24 protein-coding genes are annotated in these 23233 nt (G+C 69.5%); 12 read left to right on the top strand and 12 right to left on the bottom strand.

The window, feature by feature from the left end; translation table 11 throughout:
• Nucleotides 1-21 precede the first annotated feature (21 nt).
• The 4 genes from OC490_RS17400 to OC490_RS17385 are packed head-to-tail and all read right to left on the bottom strand — an operon-like array spanning nt 22 to nt 4106.
• The gene (locus OC490_RS17400; protein ID WP_262058858.1) at nt 22-1161 is read right to left on the bottom strand and encodes an acyl-CoA dehydrogenase family protein; all 1140 of its coding nucleotides are present in this window, start codon (nt 1159-1161) and stop codon (nt 22-24) included.
• Nucleotides 1152-1625 carry a VOC family protein gene (locus tag OC490_RS17395; RefSeq protein WP_262058857.1) on the bottom strand — a complete coding sequence of 158 codons (474 nt, stop codon included), beginning with the start codon at nt 1623-1625 and terminating at the stop codon, nt 1152-1154. The genes OC490_RS17400 and OC490_RS17395 overlap by 10 nt, the downstream gene beginning before the upstream one ends.
• A gap of 8 nt (nt 1626-1633) precedes the next feature.
• Nucleotides 1634-2833 (bottom strand): cytochrome P450, encoded by a 1200-nt coding sequence (locus OC490_RS17390; RefSeq protein ID WP_262058856.1) that lies wholly within the window; start codon nt 2831-2833, stop codon nt 1634-1636.
• Nucleotides 2834-2873: 40 nt separating this feature from the next.
• On the bottom strand, nt 2874-4106 hold the full coding sequence (locus tag OC490_RS17385) for a CaiB/BaiF CoA transferase family protein (RefSeq protein WP_262058855.1): 1233 nt from the start codon (nt 4104-4106) through the stop codon (nt 2874-2876).
• A 113-nt stretch (nt 4107-4219) separates the two neighbouring features.
• On the opposite strand from OC490_RS17385, the gene OC490_RS17380 reads away from it, so the two are divergent.
• Entirely contained in the window at nt 4220-5539 is a 1320-nt protein-coding gene (locus OC490_RS17380; RefSeq protein ID WP_262058854.1) for an acyl-CoA dehydrogenase family protein, read from the top strand.
• A complete protein-coding gene (locus OC490_RS17375; protein WP_262058853.1) occupies nt 5536-6315 on the top strand; it encodes an SDR family NAD(P)-dependent oxidoreductase in 780 nt (259 codons plus the stop codon). Before OC490_RS17380 ends, OC490_RS17375 begins: the two co-directional genes overlap by 4 nt.
• A 64-nt stretch (nt 6316-6379) precedes the next feature.
• On the opposite strand, the gene OC490_RS17370 is transcribed toward OC490_RS17375, so the two are convergent.
• Nucleotides 6380-7219 carry a LysR family transcriptional regulator gene (locus tag OC490_RS17370; RefSeq protein ID WP_262058852.1) on the bottom strand — a complete coding sequence of 280 codons (840 nt, stop codon included), beginning with the start codon at nt 7217-7219 and terminating at the stop codon, nt 6380-6382.
• Nucleotides 7220-7312: 93 nt separating this feature from the next.
• Between OC490_RS17370 and OC490_RS17365 the strand changes: the two genes are divergently transcribed.
• Both OC490_RS17365 and OC490_RS17360 read left to right on the top strand, forming a co-directional pair.
• Entirely contained in the window at nt 7313-8050 is a 738-nt protein-coding gene (locus OC490_RS17365) for an SDR family oxidoreductase (RefSeq protein WP_262058991.1), read from the top strand.
• Between the two features lie 67 nt (nt 8051-8117).
• The gene (locus OC490_RS17360; RefSeq protein WP_262058851.1) at nt 8118-8741 is read left to right on the top strand and encodes a TetR/AcrR family transcriptional regulator; all 624 of its coding nucleotides are present in this window, start codon (nt 8118-8120) and stop codon (nt 8739-8741) included.
• Here OC490_RS17360 and OC490_RS17355 read toward each other — a convergent pair.
• The 3 genes from OC490_RS17355 to OC490_RS17345 are packed head-to-tail and all read right to left on the bottom strand — an operon-like array spanning nt 8669 to nt 11550.
• Nucleotides 8669-9709, bottom strand: a complete 1041-nt coding sequence (locus tag OC490_RS17355) for a phosphotransferase family protein (protein WP_262058850.1) — start codon at nt 9707-9709, stop codon at nt 8669-8671. The two genes, OC490_RS17360 and OC490_RS17355, sit on opposite strands and share 73 nt — an antisense overlap.
• Complete coding sequence (locus OC490_RS17350; protein ID WP_262058849.1) at nt 9706-11223, bottom strand: class I adenylate-forming enzyme family protein; 1518 nt, start codon at nt 11221-11223, stop codon at nt 9706-9708. Before OC490_RS17350 ends, OC490_RS17355 begins: the two co-directional genes overlap by 4 nt.
• Before the next feature lie 18 nt (nt 11224-11241).
• Nucleotides 11242-11550 (bottom strand): hypothetical protein, encoded by a 309-nt coding sequence (locus OC490_RS17345; protein WP_262058848.1) that lies wholly within the window; start codon nt 11548-11550, stop codon nt 11242-11244.
• Nucleotides 11551-11666: 116 nt separating this feature from the next.
• On the opposite strand from OC490_RS17345, the gene OC490_RS17340 reads away from it, so the two are divergent.
• Both OC490_RS17340 and OC490_RS17335 read left to right on the top strand, forming a co-directional pair.
• Entirely contained in the window at nt 11667-12440 is a 774-nt protein-coding gene (locus OC490_RS17340; RefSeq protein WP_262058847.1) for an enoyl-CoA hydratase/isomerase family protein, read from the top strand.
• Between the two features lie 63 nt (nt 12441-12503).
• Nucleotides 12504-13508 carry an LLM class flavin-dependent oxidoreductase gene (locus tag OC490_RS17335; RefSeq protein ID WP_262058846.1) on the top strand — a complete coding sequence of 335 codons (1005 nt, stop codon included), beginning with the start codon at nt 12504-12506 and terminating at the stop codon, nt 13506-13508.
• Between the two features lie 88 nt (nt 13509-13596).
• On the opposite strand, the gene OC490_RS17330 is transcribed toward OC490_RS17335, so the two are convergent.
• Nucleotides 13597-14856 carry an amidohydrolase family protein gene (locus OC490_RS17330; RefSeq protein ID WP_262058845.1) on the bottom strand — a complete coding sequence of 420 codons (1260 nt, stop codon included), beginning with the start codon at nt 14854-14856 and terminating at the stop codon, nt 13597-13599.
• Nucleotides 14857-15046: 190 nt separating this feature from the next.
• On the opposite strand from OC490_RS17330, the gene OC490_RS17325 reads away from it, so the two are divergent.
• A complete protein-coding gene (locus OC490_RS17325; protein ID WP_262058844.1) occupies nt 15047-16525 on the top strand; it encodes an aldehyde dehydrogenase family protein in 1479 nt (492 codons plus the stop codon).
• 15 nt (nt 16526-16540) lie between these two features.
• On the opposite strand, the gene OC490_RS17320 is transcribed toward OC490_RS17325, so the two are convergent.
• Nucleotides 16541-17713 carry a thiolase family protein gene (locus OC490_RS17320; RefSeq protein ID WP_262058843.1) on the bottom strand — a complete coding sequence of 391 codons (1173 nt, stop codon included), beginning with the start codon at nt 17711-17713 and terminating at the stop codon, nt 16541-16543.
• 130 nt (nt 17714-17843) lie between these two features.
• On the opposite strand from OC490_RS17320, the gene OC490_RS17315 reads away from it, so the two are divergent.
• The 5 genes from OC490_RS17315 (at nt 17844) to OC490_RS17295 (ending at nt 21851) form a co-directional block, all read left to right on the top strand.
• The gene (locus OC490_RS17315; protein WP_262058842.1) at nt 17844-18968 is read left to right on the top strand and encodes an acyl-CoA dehydrogenase family protein; all 1125 of its coding nucleotides are present in this window, start codon (nt 17844-17846) and stop codon (nt 18966-18968) included.
• A 26-nt stretch (nt 18969-18994) separates the two neighbouring features.
• A complete protein-coding gene (locus OC490_RS17310) occupies nt 18995-19759 on the top strand; it encodes an SDR family oxidoreductase (RefSeq protein WP_262058841.1) in 765 nt (254 codons plus the stop codon).
• Nucleotides 19760-19807: 48 nt separating this feature from the next.
• Nucleotides 19808-20566 (top strand): SDR family NAD(P)-dependent oxidoreductase, encoded by a 759-nt coding sequence (locus OC490_RS17305; protein ID WP_262058840.1) that lies wholly within the window; start codon nt 19808-19810, stop codon nt 20564-20566.
• Nucleotides 20567-20770: 204 nt separating this feature from the next.
• Nucleotides 20771-21160 (top strand): alpha/beta hydrolase, encoded by a 390-nt coding sequence (locus tag OC490_RS17300; protein ID WP_262058839.1) that lies wholly within the window; start codon nt 20771-20773, stop codon nt 21158-21160.
• A gap of 43 nt (nt 21161-21203) precedes the next feature.
• Nucleotides 21204-21851: a hypothetical protein gene (locus tag OC490_RS17295; RefSeq protein WP_262058838.1), complete on the top strand. Its 648-nt coding sequence runs from the start codon at nt 21204-21206 to the stop codon at nt 21849-21851.
• 47 nt (nt 21852-21898) lie between these two features.
• On the opposite strand, the gene OC490_RS17290 is transcribed toward OC490_RS17295, so the two are convergent.
• Nucleotides 21899-22567 (bottom strand): hypothetical protein, encoded by a 669-nt coding sequence (locus OC490_RS17290; RefSeq protein ID WP_262058837.1) that lies wholly within the window; start codon nt 22565-22567, stop codon nt 21899-21901.
• A gap of 121 nt (nt 22568-22688) precedes the next feature.
• A complete protein-coding gene (locus OC490_RS17285; protein ID WP_262058836.1) occupies nt 22689-23207 on the bottom strand; it encodes a flavin reductase family protein in 519 nt (172 codons plus the stop codon).
• Between the last annotated feature and the right edge of the window lie 26 nt (nt 23208-23233).

Raw genomic sequence — 23233 nt, 5'->3', positions numbered from 1 at the left:
CCTTTCGACAGGACGTCGGTCTCAGATTCCGACCAGGTCGGCCAACCGGCTCCGGTGCGTCGCCGGGCCTCCGAACAGCTGCTCCGACGACTTGGCCCGCTTCAGATGGAGGTGTGCGTCGTGCTCCCACGTGTAGCCGATGCCGCCGTGGATCTGGATGTTCTCCTTGGCCGCGTGGGTGAAGGCCTGCGCGCAGCAGGCGGCGGCCAGGGCGGCGGACACCGGCAGTTCGGCGGGCACCAACTGTGCGGCGGACGGCGGTAGTTCGGGTGAGGCGTCGGCGGCGACGGCCGTCGCGTGGTAGGCCGCCGACCGGGCGCCCTCCACGTCGACCAGCAGGTCGGCGCACTTGTGCTTGATTGCCTGGAACGAGCCGATGGGACGCCCGAACTGGACCCGGACCTTCGCGTATGCCACGGCCGCGTCGAGGCAGGCCTGTGCTCCGCCGACCTGTTCGGCGGCGAGCGCCACCGCCACGAGGTCGAGCACGGTGCGCAGATACGCCGTGGCGTCCCCGCTCGGTCCGACCCGCCGCGCGGGTGCGCCGTCGAGGTCGACGCGGGCCAGCCGCCGGGTCGGGTCGAGGGTCTCCAGCCGGGTGCGGGTCACTCCGGGTGCGTCACCGTCGACGGCGAAGAGCCCAAGTCCCGTGCCGGTGCGGGCCATTACGAGGATGAGGTCGGCGGTGTGGCCGTCGACGACGAACATCTTGGTGCCGGAGAGCGTCCCGTTCCCGGCCGAGGTCTCGATGTCCTCCAGCCGCCAGGAGCCGGGTTCCTCCGCGAGGGCCAGGGTCGCCGTCAGCGTTCCGTCGGCGATCGCGGGCAGCCAGCGCGCCTTCGCCGGCTCGTCGCCGGAGGCCGTGAGGGCCTGGCCGGCCAGCGCCACGGTCGCGAAGTACGGCGACGGCAGCAGCACCCGTCCGGTCTCCTCCAGCACGATCCCCAACTCGACCGGCCCGCCACCGGATCCGCCGTACTCCTCGGGCAACGCGACCCCGTGCAGGCCGAGTTGGTCGGCCATCTGCCGCCAGAGCCGGGGATCGTACCCTTCGGCGGAGTCCATCGCGCGGCGCACGGCCGCGCTCGGCGCCTTCTCGGTGAGGAAGCGCCGTAGTGTCGTACGGAGTTCCTCCTGCTCCTCGGTGAACGTCAGTGCCACGTCGGCGCCTTGGAGCGGAGGTAGTCGTCGAAGTCCGGCATGCGGGTGCGGTCGACGATCTCGATGCGGACGCCGTGCGGGTCGAAGTGGTAGGCGAAGATCGACGGGGAGCCGTCGACGATCGCGCAGGCCTCCAGCGGGAAGCCCGCTTCCTCCAGGCGTTTGGAGGTCGTCGGCAGGTCGTCGCAGAAGTAGCCGAGATGATGGGTGGCCAGGTGCCCGGACGGGGTCCACGGCGTACCCGGGATCTCCTGCACGAGTTCGAGGTGCGGGGCATCCAGCGAGTACGCGAAGCGCAGCGGGAGCACGCGTTCGCCGTCGACCAGGCGCACGGTGAGGTCGAAGGCCTGGGTCTCGGTCCAGCGGTGACCCGCGATCCGGGTGAACCAGGCCTTCCCCGCCTCGACGTCCGGGACCACAATTCCCGTGTGGTACAGGTCTGTTGGGCTGAGAGGTGAGGTCATGGCGTCGGTCACCACTCCAGCCGGAGCTGCTTGATGCCGTACATGTTGCCGTGCTGTTCGAGGTCCTGGCCGGGGGTGATCTCGTAGTCGGGAATGCGCCGGTGCCATTCCTCGACGGCGACGTTGAGTTCGAGGCGGGCGAGGTGGGAGCCGAGGCAGCGGTGCGGTCCCGAGCCGAACGCTATGTGGTTGGTGGTCTTGCGCCGGAGGTCCACTTCGAGGGGCCGGTCGAAGCGCTCGGGGTCGCGGTTGCTGACCGCGAGCGGGAGCATCACCATCTCGCCCGCGCCGACCGGGCAGCCGCCGATCTCCACGTCCCGTGTCGCCTTGCGGGCGGGCACGACGAACGAGTAGACGCGGAGGATCTCCTCGACCGCCGTCGGGATCAGCGAGGGGTCGTCGACGATCGCCCTGCGCTGTTCCGGATGCGTGGCGAAGTGGTAGAGGGCCCAGCCGATGGAGATGGGGACCGTGTCGAAGCCGGCCTGGAACAGCAGGATGCAGAACGCGTGCATGTCCCGGTCGCTGATCGGCTCGTCGTCGATCGTCCAGGTCATCGCACGGGACAACAGGTCGTCGCGGGGTGCCTCGCGGCGGATCGCGATCTGCTGCTCGAAGTACTCCGACACGGCGTTCATGGCGCTCAACTGCCGTTCGCCGTGCGGGTCTTCGCCATGGGACAGGTGCAGCAGGTCGTGGATCCAGTCGAGGAACTGCGGGAGGTCCTGCTCGGGCAGGCCCATCAGGCGCATGAAGATCAGGGTCGGGAAGCGGCGGGCGAACGAGTCGAGGACGTCGGCAGAGCCGCTGTCCTTCACCTCGTCGATCAGGCCGGACGCGACCTCGCGGACCTCCGGTTCCCGGGCCGCGACGGTCTTGGGCGAGAAGGCACTGCCCAACAGGCGTCGCCACGCGGTGTGTTGGGGCGGGTCGAGCATCTCCGGGATCCACAGGAACCTCGGGTCCGGATCGAGCGCTGTCACGGACTGGTTGGAGAAGGTCCGCCAGTCCTGCAGCGCCTGCTGGACGGCCTCGCCCTCGGTGACGACCCAGTATCCGCGTGCGATGGTGCTGCGGAATCCGGAGTGGGTTCGGGCGATCTCGTCCCAGCGTTCCTGATGGCTCAGGACCGGGCCGCCGAGCCGGTTGTCGAAGTGGTAGGCGGGGACGCCCTGGTGGGTCCCGTCGGGTTCGAGTGTCGCGCTCATCACGGCTCCTTTCGTACGGTGTTCGCGTCGTGGACGGCGGTCATGTCGCCGCGCCGTCGATCTTCAGCGCGATCAGTTCCTCGTCGGAGAGACCTAGTGAGCGCAGGACCTCGTCGGTGTGTTCCGCGAACTGCGGTGCCCTGGTGATGTCGACCGGGGTCTCGTCGAACTGGACGGGGCTGGCGACGAGTTCGCGGTCGACTCCGTCCGCGTCCACGACGGGGGCGATGAGTCCGTTGGCGCGCAGCGAGGGGTCCTGGCCGACCTCCCAGGCGTTCTGCACCACCGACCACTGGCCCTCGCCACGGGAGAGGATCTCCACCCACTCCTCGAAGGGGCGGGACGCGATGAGCTCGGCGACGATGCCGGCCGCCTGAGCCGCGTTGGCCATCAACTTCTCGGTGCTGTCGAAGCGTTCGTCGGTGCCGAGTTCGCCGCGTCCGGCGAGCTTGCAGAACTCGGCCCAGTAGCGGCCGGGTTGAAGCATCGACAGTTCGATCCAGCGTCCGTCCGAGGTCATGTACGCCCCGATGAGGGGGTTGGTGCGTGATCCGTGTCGGGGCTGGACGTTCACCGGCAGCGGGCCGCCGTTCATCAGCGCCATGTTGACCGTGAACTGGGTCGCCCAGGCACCGACGCCCAGCAGCGACACGTCCACCACGGACGGTTCGCCGGTCGTGGCGCGGGAGTAGAGGGCGGCGGCGATGCCGCCGGCGATCGTCATGCCGCCCATCGCGTCGCCGTAGGCGCCCGCGGGCATCCGGATCATCCGGTCCGCACCCGGTGGCGTGACACCTGCGGCGCTGCCGCCGCGCGCCCAGAAGGCCGTGCTGTCGTAGCCGCCCTTCGTGGCCTCGTCGCCGCGCTGACCGAAACCGCTGCCCCGCACATAGATGATGTCCGGGTTGATGGCCCGGATGTCCTCGACCTCGATGCGCAGTTTCGCGCGCGCCTCGGGCAGGAAGTTGGTCAGGAACACATCGCTGCGGCGGACCAGTTCCTCGAAGGCCTTACGGGCCGACGGCTTCTCCAGGGCGAGACCGACGCTGCGTTTGCCCCGGTTGGGTCCCTCCACGATCGGGAAGAACGAGGACCCCGCGCTGGTGGCGTCGTAGCCGAGGACACGGACCAACCCCCTCTGTCCGTCGCCGCGTTCGGCGTGTTCGATCTTGATCACATCGGCGCCCCAGTCCGCGAGCACGGCGCCCGCCGCCGGGACGAAGGTGAACTGGGCTACTTCGAGAACGCGTACGCCCTCCATCGGCCTGCGCATCGACCAACTCCTCATACTCAATCTGCCGTCACGCACTCCGAGTATGGACCGAACCTCGCTAAAAAGTATACTGTTTTGCTGTCGCCGACCAACGCGCACCTTCCGGAGGGCCGATGCTGGACTTCTCGATCGAACCCGAGTTCCAGGCCAAGTTGGACTGGGCGGCGGCCTTCCTGCGGGAGGAGGTCGAACCGCTCGACCTGCTGTTCCCGCACGGCGGCGACCCGTACGACACGCGCAACGAGAAGGCACGCGCGATCCTCAAACCGCTCCAGGAGCAGGTCCGCGCCCAGGGCCTGTGGGCCTGCCATCTCGGCGCGGAACTCGGCGGTGCGGGCTACGGCCAGGTGAAGCTCGCGTACCTCAACGAGATCCTCGGCCGCTCCTACTGGGCCCCGACCGTCTTCGGGACCGCCGCTCCGGACACCGGCAACGCGGAGATCCTCGCCATGTTCGGCACCGAGGAACAGAAGGCGCGCTATTTGCAGCCCCTGCTCGACGGGGACATCGTCTCCACCTTCTCGATGACGGAACCGCAGGCGGGAGCCGACCCGAAGGAGTTCGTGTGCCGGGCCCGGCGCGAGGGGGACGAGTGGGTGATCGACGGCGAGAAGTGGTTCTCCTCCAACGCCCGGTACGCGGCCTTCCTCATCGTCATGGCCGTCACCGACCCACAGGCTCCGCCGCACGCCCGGATGTCGATGTTCATCGTCCCGGCCGAGACACCCGGCATCGAGATCAAGCGCAACGTCGGCACCATGGACGAACGCGACTCCCTCGACGAGGGCATCCACGCCTACATCCGCTACGACCAGGTGCGGGTCCCGCTCGACGCCATGCTCGGCGGCCCCGGCGAGGGCTTCAAGGTCGCCCAGGCCCGGCTCGGCGGGGGCCGGGTCCATCACGCGATGCGCACGGTCGGCAAGTGCACCCGCGCCTTCGACATGATGTGCGAGCGCGCGCTGTCCCGTCGTACTCAGGGCACTCTTCTCGCCGAGAAGCAGGCCGTGCAGCAGTTCATCGCGGACTCCTGGGTGGAGTTGCAGCAGTTCCGGCTGCTGGTGCTGCACACCGCCTGGATCATCGACACCCAGCCGCACGGCGCGGCCCGCACCCAGATCGCGATGTGCAAGGTGCAGACGGCGAAGGTGCTGCACGACGTCGTCCAACGCGCCCTGCATCTGCACGGATCGCTCGGCACCACCAATGAACTCCCGCTCGCCAAATGGTGGATGGCCGCACCGAACCTCGCGCTCGCCGACGGCCCCACCGAGGTGCACCGCACCACGATCGCCAAGCAGCTGCTCAAGAACCGCCGTCCGGCCGACGGTCTGTTCCCCAGCGAGCACATCCCGCCGAAGCTGGAGTCCGCCCGCAAGCGGTACGCCCACATCGTCGAGGACGACAGCCTCTCCGGCCGGGTGCAGGCATGAGCGAGGCACGCGACACCAAGTCCCTTGCTCCGGCCGACCTGTTCGACCTGTCCGGCAAGGTCGCGCTCGTCACGGGCGGCAGCCGGGGCCTGGGCCTCGCGATGGTGCGCGCCTTCGCGACCGCGGGCGCCGACGTCGTCATCGCCAGCCGCAAGCTCGACGCGTGCGAGGCCGTGGCGGACGAGGTCCGGGCCCTGGGTCGCCGCGCTCTGCCGGTCGCCGCACACGTCGGCCACTGGGACGACCTGGCCCGGCTCGCCGACGCGGCCTACGAGGAGTTCGGCCGGGTCGACGTCCTGGTCAACAACGCCGGCATGTCACCCCTCGCCCCCTCCTCGGCCGACACCAGCGAGGAGCTCTTCGACAAGGTGATCGGCGTCAACTTCAAAGGCCCGTTCCGGCTCGCCTCGTTGGTCGGACAGCGGATGGCCGACTCGGAGAACGGGGGCTCGATCATCAACGTCTCGTCGTCCGGCGCACTGATGCCACAGCCCCGTTTCGGCCCCTACGCGGGCGCCAAGGCCGCACTCAACGCACTCACGACGGTCTTCGCCCTGGAATACGGCCCGACCGTGCGCGTCAACACCATCTCGGCCGGACCGTTCCTCACGGACATCGCCAAGTCCTGGGCGGAGGAGAAACGCCAGACGACACGCAGCGCGATCGGGCGTCCCGGACAGCCGGAGGAGATCGTCAGCACCGCGCTGTACCTCGCGAGCGACGCGTCGAGCTATACGACGGGAGCGCTGATCCGGGTGGACGGCGGGCTGTACTAGCTTGTTCCTCAATCCCCGTCCCCTGACCGCTCCAAGAGTGCGCCGGGTCATCCGCCCCAGCCGGTCAAAGACGTGTTGCCACGCGGATCAGGTCGGCGGCTGCGCGAAGTCGGCTCTGCGACGGCCATGCGATCACCGTTGTCACGGGTGGTGCGTCAAGGACCGGTACGGCGGTGAGATCCCGGCGCAGGTCGGTGCCGGCGGACTCGGGCATGATCGCAGTGGTACGGCCGAGCGCGATCAGTTGGAAGAGCTGTGTCAGGTTCCGTACCTCCGCGCCCGGTCCCTCCGGATAGCTGCCGCCAGGATCGGGCCAGCGCGCCATCGGGAGTTCCGGCAACGAGGTGACCTCGGCCGTCCGAATCCGTGAGCGGCCGGCAAGTGAGTGAGAAGTGGGCAGGATCGCCACCTGTCCCTCGGTGTGCAGAATTTCGGTGTCGAGTCCGGCCACCGAATCGAACGGCAAGTGCAGCAGAGCCACATCGGCTTGCCCGTTCTGCAGCAATGTCTGCTGCTGGTGCGCCTCGCAGAGCAGCAGATCGACGGTGGCCGCGCCGGGCTCCGCGCGGTAGGCGCCGAGCAGTTTCGCCACCAACTCGTCGGCCGTGCCGGATTTGACGGCGAGAACGAGGTGGTGGTGCTTGTGCGCAGCCTCCTGGGTACGCCGCTCGGCCGCGGTTACCGCGCTGAGGATCGCGCGACCCTCGGACAGCAGTACGGCGCCGGCCTCGGTGAGCGTGACCTTGCGGCTGGTGCGCTCCAACAGGGTTACCCCCAGCTGCCGTTCGAGCCGGGCGATCGCTCGGGACAGGGGCGGCTGGGCCATCTCCAGACGCTGGGCGGCCCTGCCGAAGTGCAGTTCCTCGGCGAGGACGACGAAGTACCGCAACTCGCGTATCTCCATCCCTGCACAGTAGCCGCGGCGGACGGTCGATCCATGTCGCGCGGGTATTGATGCGCGACCGAGGTGGTGTTGGTGCACGGCCCGAGCGCGGCCATGCTCGCTGTCATGAGCGAGAAGACGATCGCGCTGGTCACCGGCGCGAACAAGGGAATCGGGTACGAGATCGCGGCCATGCTGGGCGCGTTGGGCTGGAGTGTCGGTGTCGGCGCCCGGGACGAGCGGCGCGGGACGGACGCCGTGGCGAAACTGCGCGCGGCAGGCGCCGACGCGTTCGGCGTGCCCTTGGACGTGACCGACCACGAAAGCGTGACCGCCGCGGCGCGGCTGATCGAGGAGCGGGCGGGACGCCTTGACGTCCTGGTCAACAACGCCGGAGTGGCGGGCGGTTGGCCTGAGGAGCCGACGACCATCGACCTGGAGACCGTGCGGCGGCTGGTGGAGACCAACGTCGTCGGCGTCATCCGGGTCACCAACGCGATGCTGCCGCTGCTGCGCCGCTCGGCGCACCCACGGATCGTCAACCAGTCCAGCCATGTCGGCTCGCTGGCCCTGCAGACCACGCCCGGTGTCGACCTCGGAGGGATCAGCGGGGCCTACGCGCCGACGAAGACCTTCCTGAACGCGGTCACCATCCAGTACGCCAAGGAGCTGAGCGGCACCAACATCCTGATCAACAACGCCTGCCCCGGCTACGTGGCCACCGACCTCAATGGGTTCAGCGGCACTCAGACCCCTGAGCAGGGCGCGGCGATCGCCGTCCGACTGGCGGCTCTTCCCGACGACGGCCCCACTGGTCAGATGTTCGACGACAGCGGAGTCGTGCCATGGTGAAGTTCTGCGCGGTTGCTGCTCGACAGGGACACGCCGCTCAGCGCGTGGCGTACGCGCGGATGAACGCATGGACTCCGTCGACCAGCGCATCGTCGAAGGAGCCGCGGCGGAGATCCGCGCCCGCGGTGTGACCGCGACGACCCTCGACCACATCCGCGCCCGCACGTCCACCAGCAAGAGCCAGCTCTTCCACTACTTCCCCGGCGGAAAAGAGGAGCTCCTGCTCGCCGTGGCCCGGCACGAGGCCGACCGTGTCCTGTCCGACCAGCAGCCCCACCTCAGTGCGCTCACCTCGTGGCGGGCCTGGTACGACTGGCGGGACGCGGTCGTCGACCGCTACCGCCGCCAGGGACAGCAGTGCCCGCTCAACGCCCTGATGTCCCAGCTGACCCCCGCCACGCCCGGCGCGCAGGCCGTCACCGGGCAGCTCGTCGCCTCGTGGCAGTCCAAGCTCGCCATCGGCATCCGGGCCATGCAGGACCAGGGCGAGATCCCCGCCGGCCTCGACGCCGACCGCGCCGCGGCGGCCCTGCTGGCAGGTATCCAGGGAGGTGTCCTGATCATGATGTCCACCGGCTCGCTCACGCACCTCGAAGCGGCCCTCGATCTGGGCATCCATCAACTCCGGGCTGTGCCCAGCAGTTCCATCGCCTCGTCGAGCAACACCGGCAGCGCGGGCAGCATCCGCTGATGCATCGCGTTCAACTGCCCTGATTTACGGCCCCGTTTGATCAGCAGTGCCGTCGCCGCCGACTCCTTGTACTTGGTGAGCGCCTCGAACCACTGCAGGTCGTGCAGCGGTTCGCCGCGCAACTCCTCGTAGGCGCCGACCAGTTCGGCCTTGGAGGGCATGCCGGTCGGCTCGTCCGACACGGAGGCCGGATGGCGGGCCTCGTCGGTGAAGAAGGTCAGCCAGGTCATGTCGACGCGGGGATCACCGAGCGACCAGATCTCCCAGTCGATGATCGCCGTGACCGATCCGCCCGCGCACAGTGTGTTGCCGAGGCGGTAGTCCCCGTGGGTGAACACCGGTGTCATCGCGGCGGGCGCGGTGGCGTGCAGCCGGTCCGCGACCGCCTCGTGGCCGGCGTTCAGGTCCTCGGAGACGGTGCCGAACGCCCGGGTCCAGCGGCCGATCTCGGCGTCGAGCGACACGGCCGGTTCCGCCGCGAGCGCCGTACGCCGGGGATCCACCCGGTGCAGGTCGGCCAGCATCCGCGCCGCGTCCAGGGCACGGGCCCGCACCTCCCCCGGCGCCAGAGTGCCGCGAGGCAGCAGCACCGGTTCGACGCACTCCCCCGGCACCAACTCCATTGCCACGAAAGGCTGGACGGCCGGGGGCACGCCCGCGTCGCAGAACAGCACCTTCGGCACCCGCACGCCCGGCTGTCCGGCCAGGGCCGCCATGAGCCGCGCCTGGCGCAGCACGTCCCGGTTGCGGACCGGGGGCAGGCCGGGCGGGGCCACCTTGAGGACGACACGTTCGTAGCCGGCCGGGACACCCGACAGTGCGGCGACGTACGTCAGGCTCGACGTGCCGCCGGTGAGCGGTTCGACGCCGTCGACGGTGGCTCCGGGGATCCAGCCGCCGACCACGGCGGCCGTACGGTCCGTCAACTCCCGTACCAGTGCGGGGCTGTTGGTGGCGACGACGCTCATGACTGCTGACCCTTCGTGCCGTTCTCCGGTGCGGTGAGTGCCGCCACGATGTCGCGGCGGACCAGTTTGCCGGTCACCGTGCGCGGGAGTTCGGTCCAGTAAGTGATGCGTTCCGGGGTCTTCGAGCCGCGCAGGGTGCTGCGCACGGCCGCGCGCAGCGCTACGGCGTCGACCCGGGCGCCGTCACGGGGTACGACCACGGCCTCGATGCGCTGGCCCCACTCCTCGTCGGGGACACCGACGACGACGGCGTCGAGCACGTCCGGGTGGCGTAGCAGAACGTCCTCTATCTCGGCGGGGGCGATGTTCTCCGCGCCGCGGATGATCGTGTCGTCGGTCCTGCCCTCGATGTGGAGGTAGCCGTCGGCGTCGAGGCGGCCCCGGTCGCGGGTGTGGAAGAAGCCGCGCTCGTCGACTGCGGAGCCCTGACCGGCGTATTCCCCCGAGACCTGTTCGCCGCGCACCCAGATCTGCCCGGTCTCCCCCGCGCCGAGGGGTTCCCCGGTCACGTCACGGACCTCGATCTCGATGCCCGGCACCGGCAGTCCGGCCGAGCCGAGCCGAGCCCGTACCACGGGGTCGTCGCTGCCGACCGCGGCGCGGTGCTCGGCCGGGCCGAGTACGGAGATCGTGGACGAAGTCTCCGTCAGGCCATAGGCGTTGACGAAGTCCACCCCTGGCCAGGAGCGCAGCGCCGTCTCGATCACACGCACCGGCATCCTGGCGCCACCGTAGGCGAGCGAGCGCATTGAGGGCACTGATCGGTCCAGGCCCTCCGTGTCCATGATCCGGGCGAGCATGGTGGGGACGACCATCGCGTGGGTGACCCCCTGTTCCCGGACGAGGCCGAGCCAGCCCTCCGGGGTGAACTGGTCGAGGGTGAGGGTGCGTCGGCCGGCGTAGAGGTTCGTCAGCACATTGGAGACGGCGGCTATGTGGTACGGCGGCACACTCATCAGCGCTGATTCGGCGGGGTCCGCCGCGGCGAACTCCACTGTGCCGAGCACATACGACACCAGGTTGTGGTGGCGCAGGACCACACCCTTCGGGGCCGAGGTGGTGCCGCTGGTGTAGATCAGCACGGCGGGGGCCTCGGTCGGCGGGGCCGGTTCGGTGTCGCCGTCGGTATGCGCGGCGGCCTCCGTGAGCCAGTCCGCCGGGCTGCGGACCGGCAGTCCGGCCCGGCGCGGGGCCGCTTCCTGGTCGGGGGCGGCGATGACCAGGGCGTGCGGGTGGTTCGCGAGCAGGGCGTCCAACTGCTGGTCGCCCAGGCGGTAGTTGACCGGAACGAGCGGAACTCCGGCGTGGGCCGCGGCGAACTGGGCGACGGCGAAGGCGGGGCCGTTCGTGGCCAGGTACACGAGCGCGTCGGCGCCGGCCGCGCGGATCACCCGCGCCCCGCCGACGGCCAGTTCGCGCAGCCGTACGGGGGTGAGCCCGTCCGGTGCGCGGCCGATCACGATCCGGTCGCCGAAGCCCTCGGCGGCCATGTCCAGGATCATCGACACGTTCATCGGCGCGCTTCCCTCTTCTCAGTCCGAGGCCGGGAGCGGCTTCGCGGTCTTCACGGGCAGCGGGACGCCGTTCACCGCGAGGGTGCCCGGTCCCTGTTTCGTGCAGAGGAGTTCGATGCCGAGTTCCTCGTCGGCGTACCGCTTGCCGAGCAGTGAACCGCCCATCCGGTCCGGGTCCGCGGTGCCGGTGGGGGCTCCGGTCGCGGGCCCCTCGGCCATCGCGGCACCGCCGCAGGTGATGTCCAGGTCGCTGTCAGGACAGCGCACGACGATCACCGCCGTCGTGTCCACCGTGCTGGCGAGCATCTGTCCCACTCGTGGCCTCATCGCAGGTTCCTCCGCGGATCTTGTTGCGTTCCGGGCGCCCGAAGACCAGAAAAAAGTATACTACTTACCTCGATCGCGTCGAGATGACGAACCGAGTCGACGAACGGAGTCGCCGGATGGATCTCAAGACCGTCCTGTTCGAGGTGACCGACCATGTCGCCACCATCACCCTGAACCGGCCGCAGGCCATGAACAGTTTCAATCAGGAGATGCTGGAGGAGTTCGACCTCATCTGGCGGACCGTGAAGACCGACGACGACGTGCGTGTCGTCGTGCTGCGCGGCTCGGGCGAGCGCGCGTTCAGCACCGGTATGGACGTCAAGGAGGGCATCGACCGGCATCCCAACGTCTGGTCGCAGACCGACCCCGGGGAGTTCCTGTCGCCGAAGCTGAACCAGGTGTGGAAACCGCTGGTCTGCGCGGTGCACGGGATGGCCGCGGGCGGCGCCTTCTACTGGCTCAACGAGGCCGACATCCTGATCTGTTCGGACGACGCGACCTTCTTCGACCCGCACGTCAGCTACGGACTCACCGCCGCGCTCGAACCCATCGGACTGGCCCGCCGCATCCCGCTCGGCGAGACCCTGCGCATCGCGCTGCTCGGCCTGGACGAGCGGGTGTCGGCCGCGCGCGCCCTGCAAATCGGCCTGGTCAGCGAGGTGTTGCCGGGTGCGGAACTCTGGGACCGGGCGGACGAGATCGCGCGCATCATCGCCGCCAAACCGCCGGCCGCGATCCAGGGCACGGTCCGCGCGATCTGGGAGTCCCTGGACTCGACCCGCACCCAGGCCCTGCGCACCGGGCTGTCGTACACGCAGATCGGAAACCCCGTCGGGAAGGCGGAGGTGGACCGCGCCGCGGTGCCGCGGGGACGGTGGACACTGCGCTGACACTCCCCTACGCTCCATAAAACAGTATCCTTTTTTACGAGGTTCCACGAAGGGCTGGCTCTGATGCGATTCGGCATGCCCTGGCCGGGCCGTGAGGTGGCGCACGAGGCCGAGGAGGCCGGCGCGGGCGCCTTCTGCGCCGGCGAGTTCGTCGACCACGACGCCTACCTCACCCTCGCCGAGATCGTCGCGAACTCCGAACGCGCCCTGGCGGGGCCCGCCATCGCCTACGCCTTCGCCCGCACCCCGTACGCGCACGCCACCGCGCTGCGCCAGCTCCACGCCCAGGCACCGGGGCGGCTCTTCCTCGGCCTCGGCAGCGCCGCGTTCCGCATCAACCGCGACTGGCTCGACGTACCCGCCGACCGGCCTGTGGACCGGATCGCGGAGACCGTCGGCGCCGTCCGCGCCTGGCTGCACGCGGAGAACGGCGAGAAGGTGCACTACTCCGGCGAGTTCTACTCGCTCGACGCCGACGTCCGCGCCCCCGTGCTCGGCCGGCTCGACATCCCCGTGCTGCTCGCCGCGTTCAACACCCGGATGGCCTCCACCGCGGGCCGGGTCGCCGACGGCGTCATCGGGCACGGGCTGTTCACCCGCTCCTGGTGGAACAACGTCGTACGGCCGTCCGTCGAGCGCGGCACCGCCACGGCCGGACGCACCGAACCGCCGCTGGAGCACGGCTGGGTCATCACGGCGGTGGACGACTCCGCCCCCGAACGCGCCGTGGCCGACGCCCGCCGCATGATCGCCTTCTACCTCACGGTGAAGACGTACGACCCGTTCGTCGCCCACCAAGGCTGGGAGGACCCGGTGGCGCAGCTGCGCAAGGCGTTCCGGGCCGGGGACACGGACGCGATGGCCGCCGCCGTCACCGAGGAGATGCTCAGCGCGATCGCCGTGTGCGGGACGACGGCCGACGCGAAGGCCATGCTCGCCGCTCGCGCCGGTTCGCTCCCTCGTGACGTCGGCTATTTCGCACCGCCCAGCTTCCTGGTGAGCCAGAGGCGCCGGGCCGCCTACGCCCGGGCCTCCCTCGCACTGATCGGCGAACTGCCCACGCCGTGACAGGAGAAGCGGCGGGCGGCACCCTCGGACCGCCCGCCGCTGTCGTCGCGTTTCAGTGCCCTGAAACGCCGTTCCGCCGTTCCGCCGATCAGGCGCTCTCGGTGACCGGGGCGAGTTTCCTGCTCTTGTCGAAGTGCACGACGTCGGCGAGCGTGCCGCCCAGGATGGCCGCGCGGTCCTCGTCGTTCACGCCCTCGAAGTTCTCGGCGATGCACTCCGCGCTGCTGCGGAAGGTGCCCTCCGCGTGCGGGTAGTCATTGCCCCACATGACCGTGGACAGACCGGTGATGTGGCGCGCCTTGACCGCCGTGGGGTCGTCCGCGAACTGCACATGGATCTGCCGGCGGACGTAGTCGGTGGGCTTGAGCGGGTAGGGCCACTTGTCGTTGATCGCGAACAGCCTTCCCATGGAGGGCTGTTCGTTCGCCGGACGACTGTCGTCCCAGAAACCGAGCCACCAGTCGGGGTCCTGACCGGTGCCCGTCTTCCACGCCTTGTCCATGTAGCCCATGAAGGACACCAGCCAGCCGGCGGTGTACTCGATCAGGTTGAAGTGCAGATCCGGGAAGCGCTCGCACACTCCACCGCCGACCAGACTGGCGATGATGCCCTGCGGACCCGCGACACCGGCGCCGGCCGCGAAGCCCATGGTCCGGCCCGCGACCATGTCGTCGGTCAGGTTGCCCTTGCCCATGTTCATGGACGTCATCAGGCCCCGGACGGTCTGCGCCGTCCCGGAGATCTGCTCCTTGACCTTCACCCCGCCGGTGGCCACGTGGATGAAGACCGGCAGTCCGTGCGCCTGCGCGGCGGCCCAGATCGGGTCGTACTCCCGGGCGTAGTACGGCAGCGGCGGGATCTCCGGGAGGAGGATCGCGCCCAGTCCCAGCCCCGCGATCCGCTCGATCTCCGCCACGGCCGCGGGGACGTCCGTGATCGGGATCGCGGCCGTGGGGCGCAGCCGGTCCTTGTACGGGAGGTACCGCTCGACGAGGTAGTCGTTCCACACGCGCGCGTGGGCCATCGACAACTCGTGGTCGTCCGTGAACAGGACGAACAGCGAGAGGTTGGGGAACATGACCGAGGCGTCCACGCCGTCGAAGTTCATGTCCCGGATGATGTGCTCGGGATCGCCGTCCGGGGTCTCCCCGCCGGTCTGGCGGTACTTGGAGATGGTCCAGCCGTCGAAGCCGATGGTGTGGAGCTTCTTGAACTCCGTGTGGCCGCCCGGCACGATCGGCTCGTCCAGGGTGAATTCTTCTTCCCAGAGGGCGCGGTCGCGGAGATCCTTGGGCAGGCGGGTCTTGAACAGATCGACCGGCTCGATGATGTGCGAGTCGCCGGACACGACAAATTCCTTGAACACAGGCGGTACCTCTCTTCGAACTCCGTCGTTCGTAGCCAGAAGGCCGACCCCCAGATATCTGCGAAGTTAGCTGTACCGACCGGTCTAGTCAATAAACACGGCACACTCCTGGCCCGCCCTCGCCAATTCAGTACACTCAACACGGGACACATCTGATGAGGAGACGGCACACATGACGACGACGTACTCGTTCTCTTCGCGGCTCTACATCGACGGGCGGCACACCGACGGCACGTCGGAAGCGCGGATCGTCGTACGCAATCCGGCGACGGAGGAGACCCTCGCAGAGGTGCCGGACTCCTCGCTCGGGGATGTACGACGGGCGGTCGAGGCGGCGCGGCGGGCCTTCGACGAGGGGCCGTGGCCGCGGATGAGCCCCGCCGAGCGGGGCGCGGTGCTGCTGCGGATGGCGGAGGAGCTGGAGCGGCGGCTGCCGGAGCTCGTCGCCGTGAACATGGCCGAGGCGGGTTCGGTGCGCGGGCTCGCGGAGACTCTGCAGACCCGGGTGCCGGTGGCGCATCTGCGGGACATGGCCGAGCGGGTGATCCCGGCCTTCGCGTGGGAGCGCCCGATGGATCCCACGATCGCGCCGGGCAGCGGCATCTTCCAAGGGGTGCTGCGCCGCGAGGCGTTCGGGGTGTGCGCGCTGGTCTCGGCGTACAACTTCCCCTTCTTCCTCAGCATGATGAAGGTCGTCCCCGCCCTCGCCGCGGGCTGCACCGTCGTCCTGAAACCGGCGCCGCAGACCCCTCTCGACTCGCTGCTGCTCGGCGACTTCGCGGACGCGGCCGGGCTGCCGCCGGGGGTGCTGAACATCGTGACCGGCGATGTGGAGGCCGGCCGGGAGCTGACCACGCACCCGATGGTGGACCTCGTCAGCTTCACCGGGTCGGACACGGTGGGCCGCACGGTGTACGCCCAGGCCGCGGCCTCCATGAAGAAGGTCGTCCTGGAGCTCGGCGGCAAGTCGGCCAACATCGTACGCGCCGACGGCGACCTCGACGGCGCCGTCCGCTCCGCGTTCTCCGGCATGACCACCCATGCGGGACAAGGTTGTTCGCTGCTGACCCGCACGCTGGTGCACGAGTCCGTCCACGACGAGTTCATCGCCCGGCTGAGCGCGGCCCTCGCCGGGGTCAGGGTCGGTGACCCCGCCGACGCGGCCACCACAATGGGGCCACTCATCAGCGCGGCCCAGCGGGACAAGGTGGAGAAGCTGATCCGGGTCGGCGAGGAGGAGGGCGCCCGAATCGTGTGCGGTGGCAAGCGGCCGGCCGGGCTCGACCGGGGCTACTTCATGGAGCCGACGCTCTTCGCCGCCGTGGACAACGCGATGACCGTCGCCCGGACGGAGTTCTTCGGGCCCGTCGGCGTCGTCATCCCGTTCCGCACCGACGAGGAGGCGGTACACATCGCCAACGACAGTCCGTACGGTCTTGGCGGTGCCGTGTGGAGCGCCGACACCGTGGCCGCGTACGAGATGGCGACCCGGCTGCGGACCGGCGGGGTCACGATCAACGGCGGCAGCGCCGGGGTGAGCCCGCGGTCCGCGTTCGGCGGTTACAAGCAGAGTGGACTCGGCCGGGAGTGGGGCGAGTTCGGGCTCGACGAGTATCTGCAGACGAAGACGGTGAGCTGGGCGGCCCGCTGACCGGTGCTCGGCGCGTCACACGGTGAGCACCATCGCCGATCCCATGCCGCCGCCCGCGCACATCGCCGCGACCGCCGTGCCTCCCCCACGGCGGCGCAGCTCGTGCGCGAGGGTGACGATCATGCGGGTGCCGGTGGCCGCGATCGGGTGGCCGAGGCTGCACCCGCTGCCGAAGGGGTTCACCCGCTCGGGATCCAGGCCCAGTTCACGGGTGGCGGCGACGGCGACCGCGGCGAAGGCCTCGTTGATCTCGAACAGGTCGACGTCCTCGATCCGCAGCCCGGCCCGGTCAAGTGCCTTGCGGATGGCGGCGATCGGGGCCAGTCCCGTCTCGACGGGATCGACGCCGACGCTCGCCCACGACCGTACGGTGGCGAGCGGGGTGAGCCCATGACGGGCGGCGACCTCGGAGGAGGCGACGACGACCGCGGCCGAACCGTCGTTCACCCCGCTGGAGTTGCCCGCGGTGATGGAGTACCCCTCCGTCTCGGGGCGGAGCACCTTCAGCGCGGCGAGCTTCTCGATGCTGGTGTCACGGCGCGGATGTTCGTCGGTGTCGAACACGGAGACCCCGCCGCTGCGGTCCGTGACCTCCACCGGGACGATCTCGTCGACGAACCGTCCGTCGTCGATCGCGCGGACGGCCCGCTGGTGCGAGCGCAGGGCCCAACTGTCCATGTCCTGGCGGGAGATACCGGTCAGCCGGGCCGTGTTCCAGCCGACCAGCGTGGCCATGTCGTCGTTGGGGGCCTCGCGGGTCGGCGCGTGCGAGGGCGACGACCAGGGGTCCTGCCAGTCGTCGGTGCCCGGAATCCGGCGCCGGGCCTGCGGATTGGTGGACGAGGACTGGGTGCCGCCGGCGACGACCGCGCGGTCCATGCCTGCGAGCACACCCGCGGCGGCGGTCGCCACACTGGCCAGCCCCGAGGCGCAGTGCCGGTTGTGGGCGAGCCCCGGCACATGCGTGAGCCCGGCTTCGAGTGCCGCGTAGCGGGCGATGTCCCCGCCTCCGGCCAGGGTCTCGCCGAGGACGACGTCGTCGATCAGATCGAGTGGCAGCCCCGAGCGCCGCACGGCCTCCCGTACGACGACGGTGGCGAGGTCGAAGGCGCTGGTGTCCCGGAGCGTTCCCCTCCGAGCGGTACCGATCGCGGTGCGGCAGGCGGCGAGCAGAACGGCATCAGTCATGCAATTGATGATACTCAACTTGGTGAAGTGCACGTAAGAACGCCCAGAAACGGCACTAGATCTCGACCAACGACACAAAAGAGGATACCTTCTTCGAGGTACTGATCCGCTGCGGACCGGGTGGTGGCTGGTGAACTTCGAGCTCAGCGAGGAGCAGGCCATGCTCCGCGAGGCCGCGCGCGACCTGCTGTCCGACCGGGCCCCGATCGCCGTCGTACGAGCCTGGCTGGACCGCTCCGACGACGTCGACCCCGAGCTGTGGCGGCTGACGTCCGACCTCGGCTGGCCCGGCCTGGCCCTGCCCGAGGAGTACGGCGGGTCCGGCCAGGGACTGGTCGAACTCGCCCTGGTCGCCGAGGAGATCGGGCGCGCACTGGGCCGGGGCCCCTTCCTGCCGACCGCACTGGTCGGCCGGGCGATCGCCTATGGCGGTTCCGAGCGGCTGCGTGACGAGGTGCTGCCCGCACTCGCCACCGGGGAGAGCTGGGCCGGCTGGGCCTTCGCCGAACCGCACGCGCCCTGGACGCTGGACGGGATCCACGCCACGGCACGCGGCGACGGCGACGGAGTCGTCCTCGACGGGGTCAAGACAGTGGTGCAGGATGCCGACGGTGCGCGCTGGCTGCTGGTCACCGCGCTCCACGACGGTGTGCCGGCGTCCTTCCTCGTCGACCGCGCGGCTCCCGGTGTCACCGTCCTGCGCCAACGCGTCCTGGATCCCACGCGCGCCTTCCACAAGGTCCGCCTCGATGCCGTACGCGTCCCACTCGACGCCCGGCTCGACGGTGGGCCGGCCCGCATCCAGGCCCTGCTCGACGAAGCGTCCGTCCTGCGGTGCGCCGACGCGCTGGGCGTGATGGAACGGATGCTGGAGCTGACCGTCGAACACACCAAGAGCCGGGTGCAGTTCGGGCGGCCGATCGGCGGTTTCCAGGCCGTGAAGCACGCCTGCGCCGACATGGCGTTGCTGGTGCACGGCACCCGGGCAGCGACGTATTACGCGGCGATGGCCGCCGACGCCGGTGCGGACGACACCGCCCGGGCGGCCTGCGCCGCCGCCTCCTACGCCACGGCCGGCAGCGGTGAAGTCGCCGCGCGGGCACTGCAGTTGCACGGCGGGATCGGTTTCACCTGGGAGCACGACCTCCACCTCCATCTGCGCCGGGCCAGGGCCGACCGGGTGCTGTACGGAGACACCGCCGTGCACCGCGACCGGCTCTGCACCCTCCTTCAGCGGTCCGCCGCGTCGGCCTGAGCGCAAGCGAAAGGGAATCGATATCGATGGAGATCAAGGGCAAGAAGGCCGTGGTGTTCGGCGGGGCCTCAGGAATGGGCCGTGCCGGCGCCGAGTTGCTCGCTGCACGCGGCGCCGATGTCGTCGTACTCGACCGTCCGACGTCGGCCGGTGCCGAGGTCGCGGCGGCGCTGGGCGGACGCTTCGAGCCGGTCGACGTCACCGACTTCGAGGCGACGGAGAGCGCGCTCGCCGCCGCCGTGGAGGCGCTGGGCGGGCTGCACGTCTCGATCACGACTGCCGGTGGCGGCAAGGCGAAACGGACCCTCGGCAGGAACGGTCCGCACGACCTCGACACCTTCCGCCACATCCTCGACCTCAACACCGTCGCGACCTTCAACATCAGCCGGCTCGCCGCCGCGCACATGAGCCGCAACGAGCCCGAGGAGCCGGACGGCGAGCGCGGTGTCATCGTCAACACGTCGTCGATCGCGGCCTTCGAAGGGCAGATCGGGCAGGTCGCCTACGGGGCCGCCAAGGCCGCGATCGCCGGTATGTGTCTCACCATGGCGCGCGATCTCGGCCCGTTCGGCATCCGGGTCCTGGCCATCGCGCCCAGCCTGTTCGACACGGGCGCCGTCGAGAAGATCCCGGACGAGGCGCGCGCGGCGCTGGTCGAGGACGCGGCCTTCCCCAAACGCCTGGGCCGGCCGGAGGAGTACGCGAAACTCGCGCTCGCCATCATCGACAACCCGATGCTGAACGGCCAGTGCCTGCGGCTCGACGCGGGGCAGCGGTTCGCCCCCAAGTGACAGGCGCGGCAAGCCCATTCGGACCAGGACGACGACGGGAGCAGCCGTATGCCGGGCGACGAGGAACACCAGGGCAAGGTCGCGTTCATCACCGGGGGCGGGCGCGGGTTCGGCAAGGCGTTCGGCGCCGCGCTGTCGGCGCGGGGCGCGCATGTCGTGCTCGCGGACATCGACGGCGCCGCGGCCGGGGCCGCCGCGGCCGAACTCACCGCCGGCGGCGGCAGCGTGACGGGCGTGGCCTGTGACGTGGCCGACGAGCTCGCGGTCGCGGCGGTGATGGACGAGGTCGCCGCACGCCATGGCGGTCTCGACATCCTGGTCAACAACGCGGGCCTGCACGCCGCTTACAACCGGCCGTTCGCCGAACTCGGCCTCGCCAATGTGCGCCGCGTGCTCGACGTGAACGTCATGGGCGTCGTCATCTGCTCCCTCGCGGCCCAACGGGCCATGCGGGGCCGCACCGGTGCCACCATCGTCAACATCTCCTCGTCGGCGGCCTACGCCAACCGAAGCATCTACGGCGTCTCCAAACTCGCCGTGCGCGGCCTGACGGTGTCCTTCGCGCGGGAGTTCGCGGCCGACGGCATCCGCGTCAACGCGATCGCGCCGGGCCTGATCTTCACGGACACCGTGCGCGCCGAACTCTCCGAGGCCGAGGCGAAGCGGGTGTTGGGCGAGCAGATCCTCCAACGGGAGGGCGAGGAACGGGACATCGTCGAGGCGCTGCTGTATCTGGTCTCGTCGAAGGCGTCGTTCGTCACGGGTGAGACGCTGCGGGTGACGGGCGGGTTCGCGCTCTCCGTCTAGCGTCTTGCGGCACAGCGGGTGGGACAGCGGGCCCGGGGGCAGTGGCTCGGTCCCGTCCGGCCTGGTCCGCATGCCGTCCAGCAGCATCCGCAGACAGCGGCGCCACAGGTCCGGCTCTCCGGTCTGGTCGGTGACCGCCCCCACCATCAGCTGGATCATCGGGAGGTCCAGGGGCTCCACGTCGGCCCGCAGTGCCCCTGCTCCTTGGCACGGTCGATCAGCGGATCGACCAGGGAGTCCAACTACGCGGCAGGCAACAGCGCCGCCCAGTGGGTCTACGGCCCCGGCACCAAGAAGTCGGTAGCGGACCGCACCAGCGAGGTCGCGGCAGCGGACCCGGCGACACACATCAGCGCCAAAACGGCACCCTTCGTCCTGTTCCACGGCAGCGCCGACAACCTGGTCTCGCCCAGCGAAACCCTCGATCTGCGGACGGCGTTGCGCGCCAAGGGGATCGAGAGCACCCGCTACGTCCTCACCGGAGCCGGCCACGGCGACCTGACCTTCACCGGCGACACCTCGGCCGCCCTGCCGTGGTCCACGCAGGAGACGATGGGACATATCGTCGACTTCCTGGGGCAGCACCTCAAGTAGTAGGGGATCAGCCCGCGTTGCCGATCACACCAGGGGGCCTGCTGTGTCCAACTCCGTGTTCCCGTCGCCCAGGCGGCGCGACGGGAAGCTCATCGTCGGAGCCATCGCAGGCGTCCTCGTCATCGGCGGCTTCGGAACCGCCTGCGACCCCGACACAGGGCAAGGGGGCACGACAGCAGGCGCGAGCGGCAACGCCAGGACCGGTGGCGGGACAAGGACCGTTCCCGCATTCGTGGGCATGGGGCTCCAGTCCGCCCAGGACGCCGCCCAGAAGCAGGGCTTCTACAGCCTCAAGTCCCATGACGCGCTCGGCCGTGACCGCCATCAGATCCTCGACCGGGACTGGAAGGTCTGCTCGCAGAACGTGAAGGCCGGCACGCGTGCCGCCACCACCACGCGGCTCGACTTCGGCGCCGTGAAGCTCGCCGAGACCTGCCCCTCGAAGGACCAGTCCGCACCCGCACCGGTCGGCGCGACGATGCCGGACTTCAAGGGAAAGTCGGTGAACACCGCCCGCGCCGCATTCGCGTCCGGGACGTCGATCACGGTCAAGGACGCGTCCGGCAAAGGGCGTTTCATCCTGCTGGCGTCGAACTGGCAGGTGTGCTCGCAGAAACCGTCGGCCGGGACGAAGCTGACCGGGCAGTCGGTGGAGTTCTCCGCGGTGAAGTTCGGGGAGTCCTGCCCGTAGCGGTTGATCCGCGTCTGTCTGTCTGCCACGCTCCGGCCGCTTCCCCGCTATGTGCTCGCCAGTGCGGACGGTTCCGCGGCCTTCGCCGTCGCTTCCTCCTCCTCGGATTTCACGGCACGCAGCAGCACGATCGGGGTGGCGATCTTCCAGATGAAGTACACCAGCGTGGGCAGCATGTTCGCGAGGATTCCGTTCCAGGCGAACGGGCCGGTCTTGGTGAGGAAGACGAATGCGCCCGGGATGAGCAGAACTCCGAGCACCAGGTTGAGATAGCCGAACCAGCGCGGGAACACCGGCTTGGCGCGGTCGTCGACGAGGGCCGCGTAGCCGATCGACCAGACCTGGAGGACGAATATGCAGGCGTTGCCGACCAGCATGAGCCAGTAGATGTCCGACATCGCGTAGAGCACGTCGGGCGAGTGGCTTTCCGGTCTGTAGGCAGCGGCGGCGAGTATCGCGATCGGGAAGAAGAAGCCGATCGGCGCGACGACACCCGTAGTGAGCTGGACCATGGACAGCAGGCCCCAGCCGCCTTCGATACGGCGCATCTGCATGCTGGTCAGAACGACGAACGGGTACTCGAACGGCACGACGAGGACCATGATCGCGGCGCAGGCGAGGATGCCCGTCTGATGGTCGGTGAGGAATTCGACGACGCCTTGCGCGTTCTTCGTCGGGTCCATCGGCGTGATGAGATGGCCGACGGAGAAAGCCACGGCGAATCCCAGCAGCAGTACAAATCCGCACCATGCGGAGATGCGTTCCAATCTGAAATGAAGGTCCTGGCGCATCAACGGATCTCCTTTGATCTTGCAGCTCTTCTTGCTCTTCGCTCTCTCACCAGCCGACGAGCCTGTCCAGCAGTAGTCCCGCGCTGGACAGATAGTCGCCGTATCCACCGCGGAAGAAGAGCAGTGGTGTCTTCATCGACTCGACGCGGAGCGTGCGGACCCGTCCGACGACCAGTTGGTGATCGCCGAGTTCGACGATCTTGTCCACCGTGCAGTCGACCCATGCGACGATTCCGGCGAGGACGGGATTTCCGAGCGGGGATTCCTCCCAGTCGGTTCCCTCGAAGCGGTTCGGGCCGCCGGCCATCCGCCGGGACAGGCGTTCCTGGTTGCCCGCGAGCGCGTTGGCGCAGAACCGCCCGGCCGTCCGGATCGTCCGCAGGGTGTTGGAGGAACCGTCCACCAGGAAGGACACCAGGGGCGGTTCCAGGGACACGGACATGAAGGTTCCGACGATCATTCCCCGGGGTTGCCGGTCGCTGTCCGTCGTGGTGATCGCGACCACGCTGGTGGGGAAATGCCCCAGCACCTCACGGAAGTAGCGTCCCTCGACCACGTCCGACACGACCCCTCCTTGCTCGCTCACTCTCC

It is taken from the genome of Streptomyces sp. STR69, from assembly GCF_024519455.1.
Classification (GTDB): Bacteria; Actinomycetota; Actinomycetes; order Streptomycetales; family Streptomycetaceae; genus Streptomyces.
The sequence above is the reverse complement of the archived record's forward strand: the minus strand, read 5'-3'. Positions and strand labels throughout refer to the sequence as shown.

Excerpts from the sequence above, each read along its gene's own strand:
- OC490_RS17325 (WP_262058844.1), top strand. The coding sequence starts at position 15,047 with ATGACGACGACGTACTCGTTCTCTTCGCGGCTCTACATCGACGGGCGG.
- OC490_RS17335 (WP_262058846.1), top strand. The coding sequence starts at position 12,504 with ATGCGATTCGGCATGCCCTGGCCGGGCCGTGAGGTGGCGCACGAGGCC.
- OC490_RS17380 (WP_262058854.1), top strand. The coding sequence starts at position 4,220 with ATGCTGGACTTCTCGATCGAACCCGAGTTCCAGGCCAAGTTGGACTGG.
- OC490_RS17390 (WP_262058856.1), bottom strand. The coding sequence starts at position 2,833 with ATGAGCGCGACACTCGAACCCGACGGGACCCACCAGGGCGTCCCCGCC.
- OC490_RS17340 (WP_262058847.1), top strand. The coding sequence starts at position 11,667 with ATGGATCTCAAGACCGTCCTGTTCGAGGTGACCGACCATGTCGCCACC.
- OC490_RS17360 (WP_262058851.1), top strand. The coding sequence starts at position 8,118 with ATGGACTCCGTCGACCAGCGCATCGTCGAAGGAGCCGCGGCGGAGATC.
- OC490_RS17385 (WP_262058855.1), bottom strand. The coding sequence starts at position 4,106 with ATGCGCAGGCCGATGGAGGGCGTACGCGTTCTCGAAGTAGCCCAGTTC.
- OC490_RS17305 (WP_262058840.1), top strand. The coding sequence starts at position 19,808 with ATGCCGGGCGACGAGGAACACCAGGGCAAGGTCGCGTTCATCACCGGG.
- OC490_RS17365 (WP_262058991.1), top strand. The coding sequence starts at position 7,313 with ATGCTCGCTGTCATGAGCGAGAAGACGATCGCGCTGGTCACCGGCGCG.
- OC490_RS17345 (WP_262058848.1), bottom strand. The coding sequence starts at position 11,550 with ATGAGGCCACGAGTGGGACAGATGCTCGCCAGCACGGTGGACACGACG.
- OC490_RS17320 (WP_262058843.1), bottom strand. The coding sequence starts at position 17,713 with ATGACTGATGCCGTTCTGCTCGCCGCCTGCCGCACCGCGATCGGTACC.
- OC490_RS17310 (WP_262058841.1), top strand. The coding sequence starts at position 18,995 with ATGGAGATCAAGGGCAAGAAGGCCGTGGTGTTCGGCGGGGCCTCAGGA.
- OC490_RS17350 (WP_262058849.1), bottom strand. The coding sequence starts at position 11,223 with ATGAACGTGTCGATGATCCTGGACATGGCCGCCGAGGGCTTCGGCGAC.
- OC490_RS17370 (WP_262058852.1), bottom strand. The coding sequence starts at position 7,219 with ATGGAGATACGCGAGTTGCGGTACTTCGTCGTCCTCGCCGAGGAACTG.
- OC490_RS17395 (WP_262058857.1), bottom strand. The coding sequence starts at position 1,625 with ATGACCTCACCTCTCAGCCCAACAGACCTGTACCACACGGGAATTGTG.
- OC490_RS17375 (WP_262058853.1), top strand. The coding sequence starts at position 5,536 with ATGAGCGAGGCACGCGACACCAAGTCCCTTGCTCCGGCCGACCTGTTC.
- OC490_RS17355 (WP_262058850.1), bottom strand. The coding sequence starts at position 9,709 with ATGAGCGTCGTCGCCACCAACAGCCCCGCACTGGTACGGGAGTTGACG.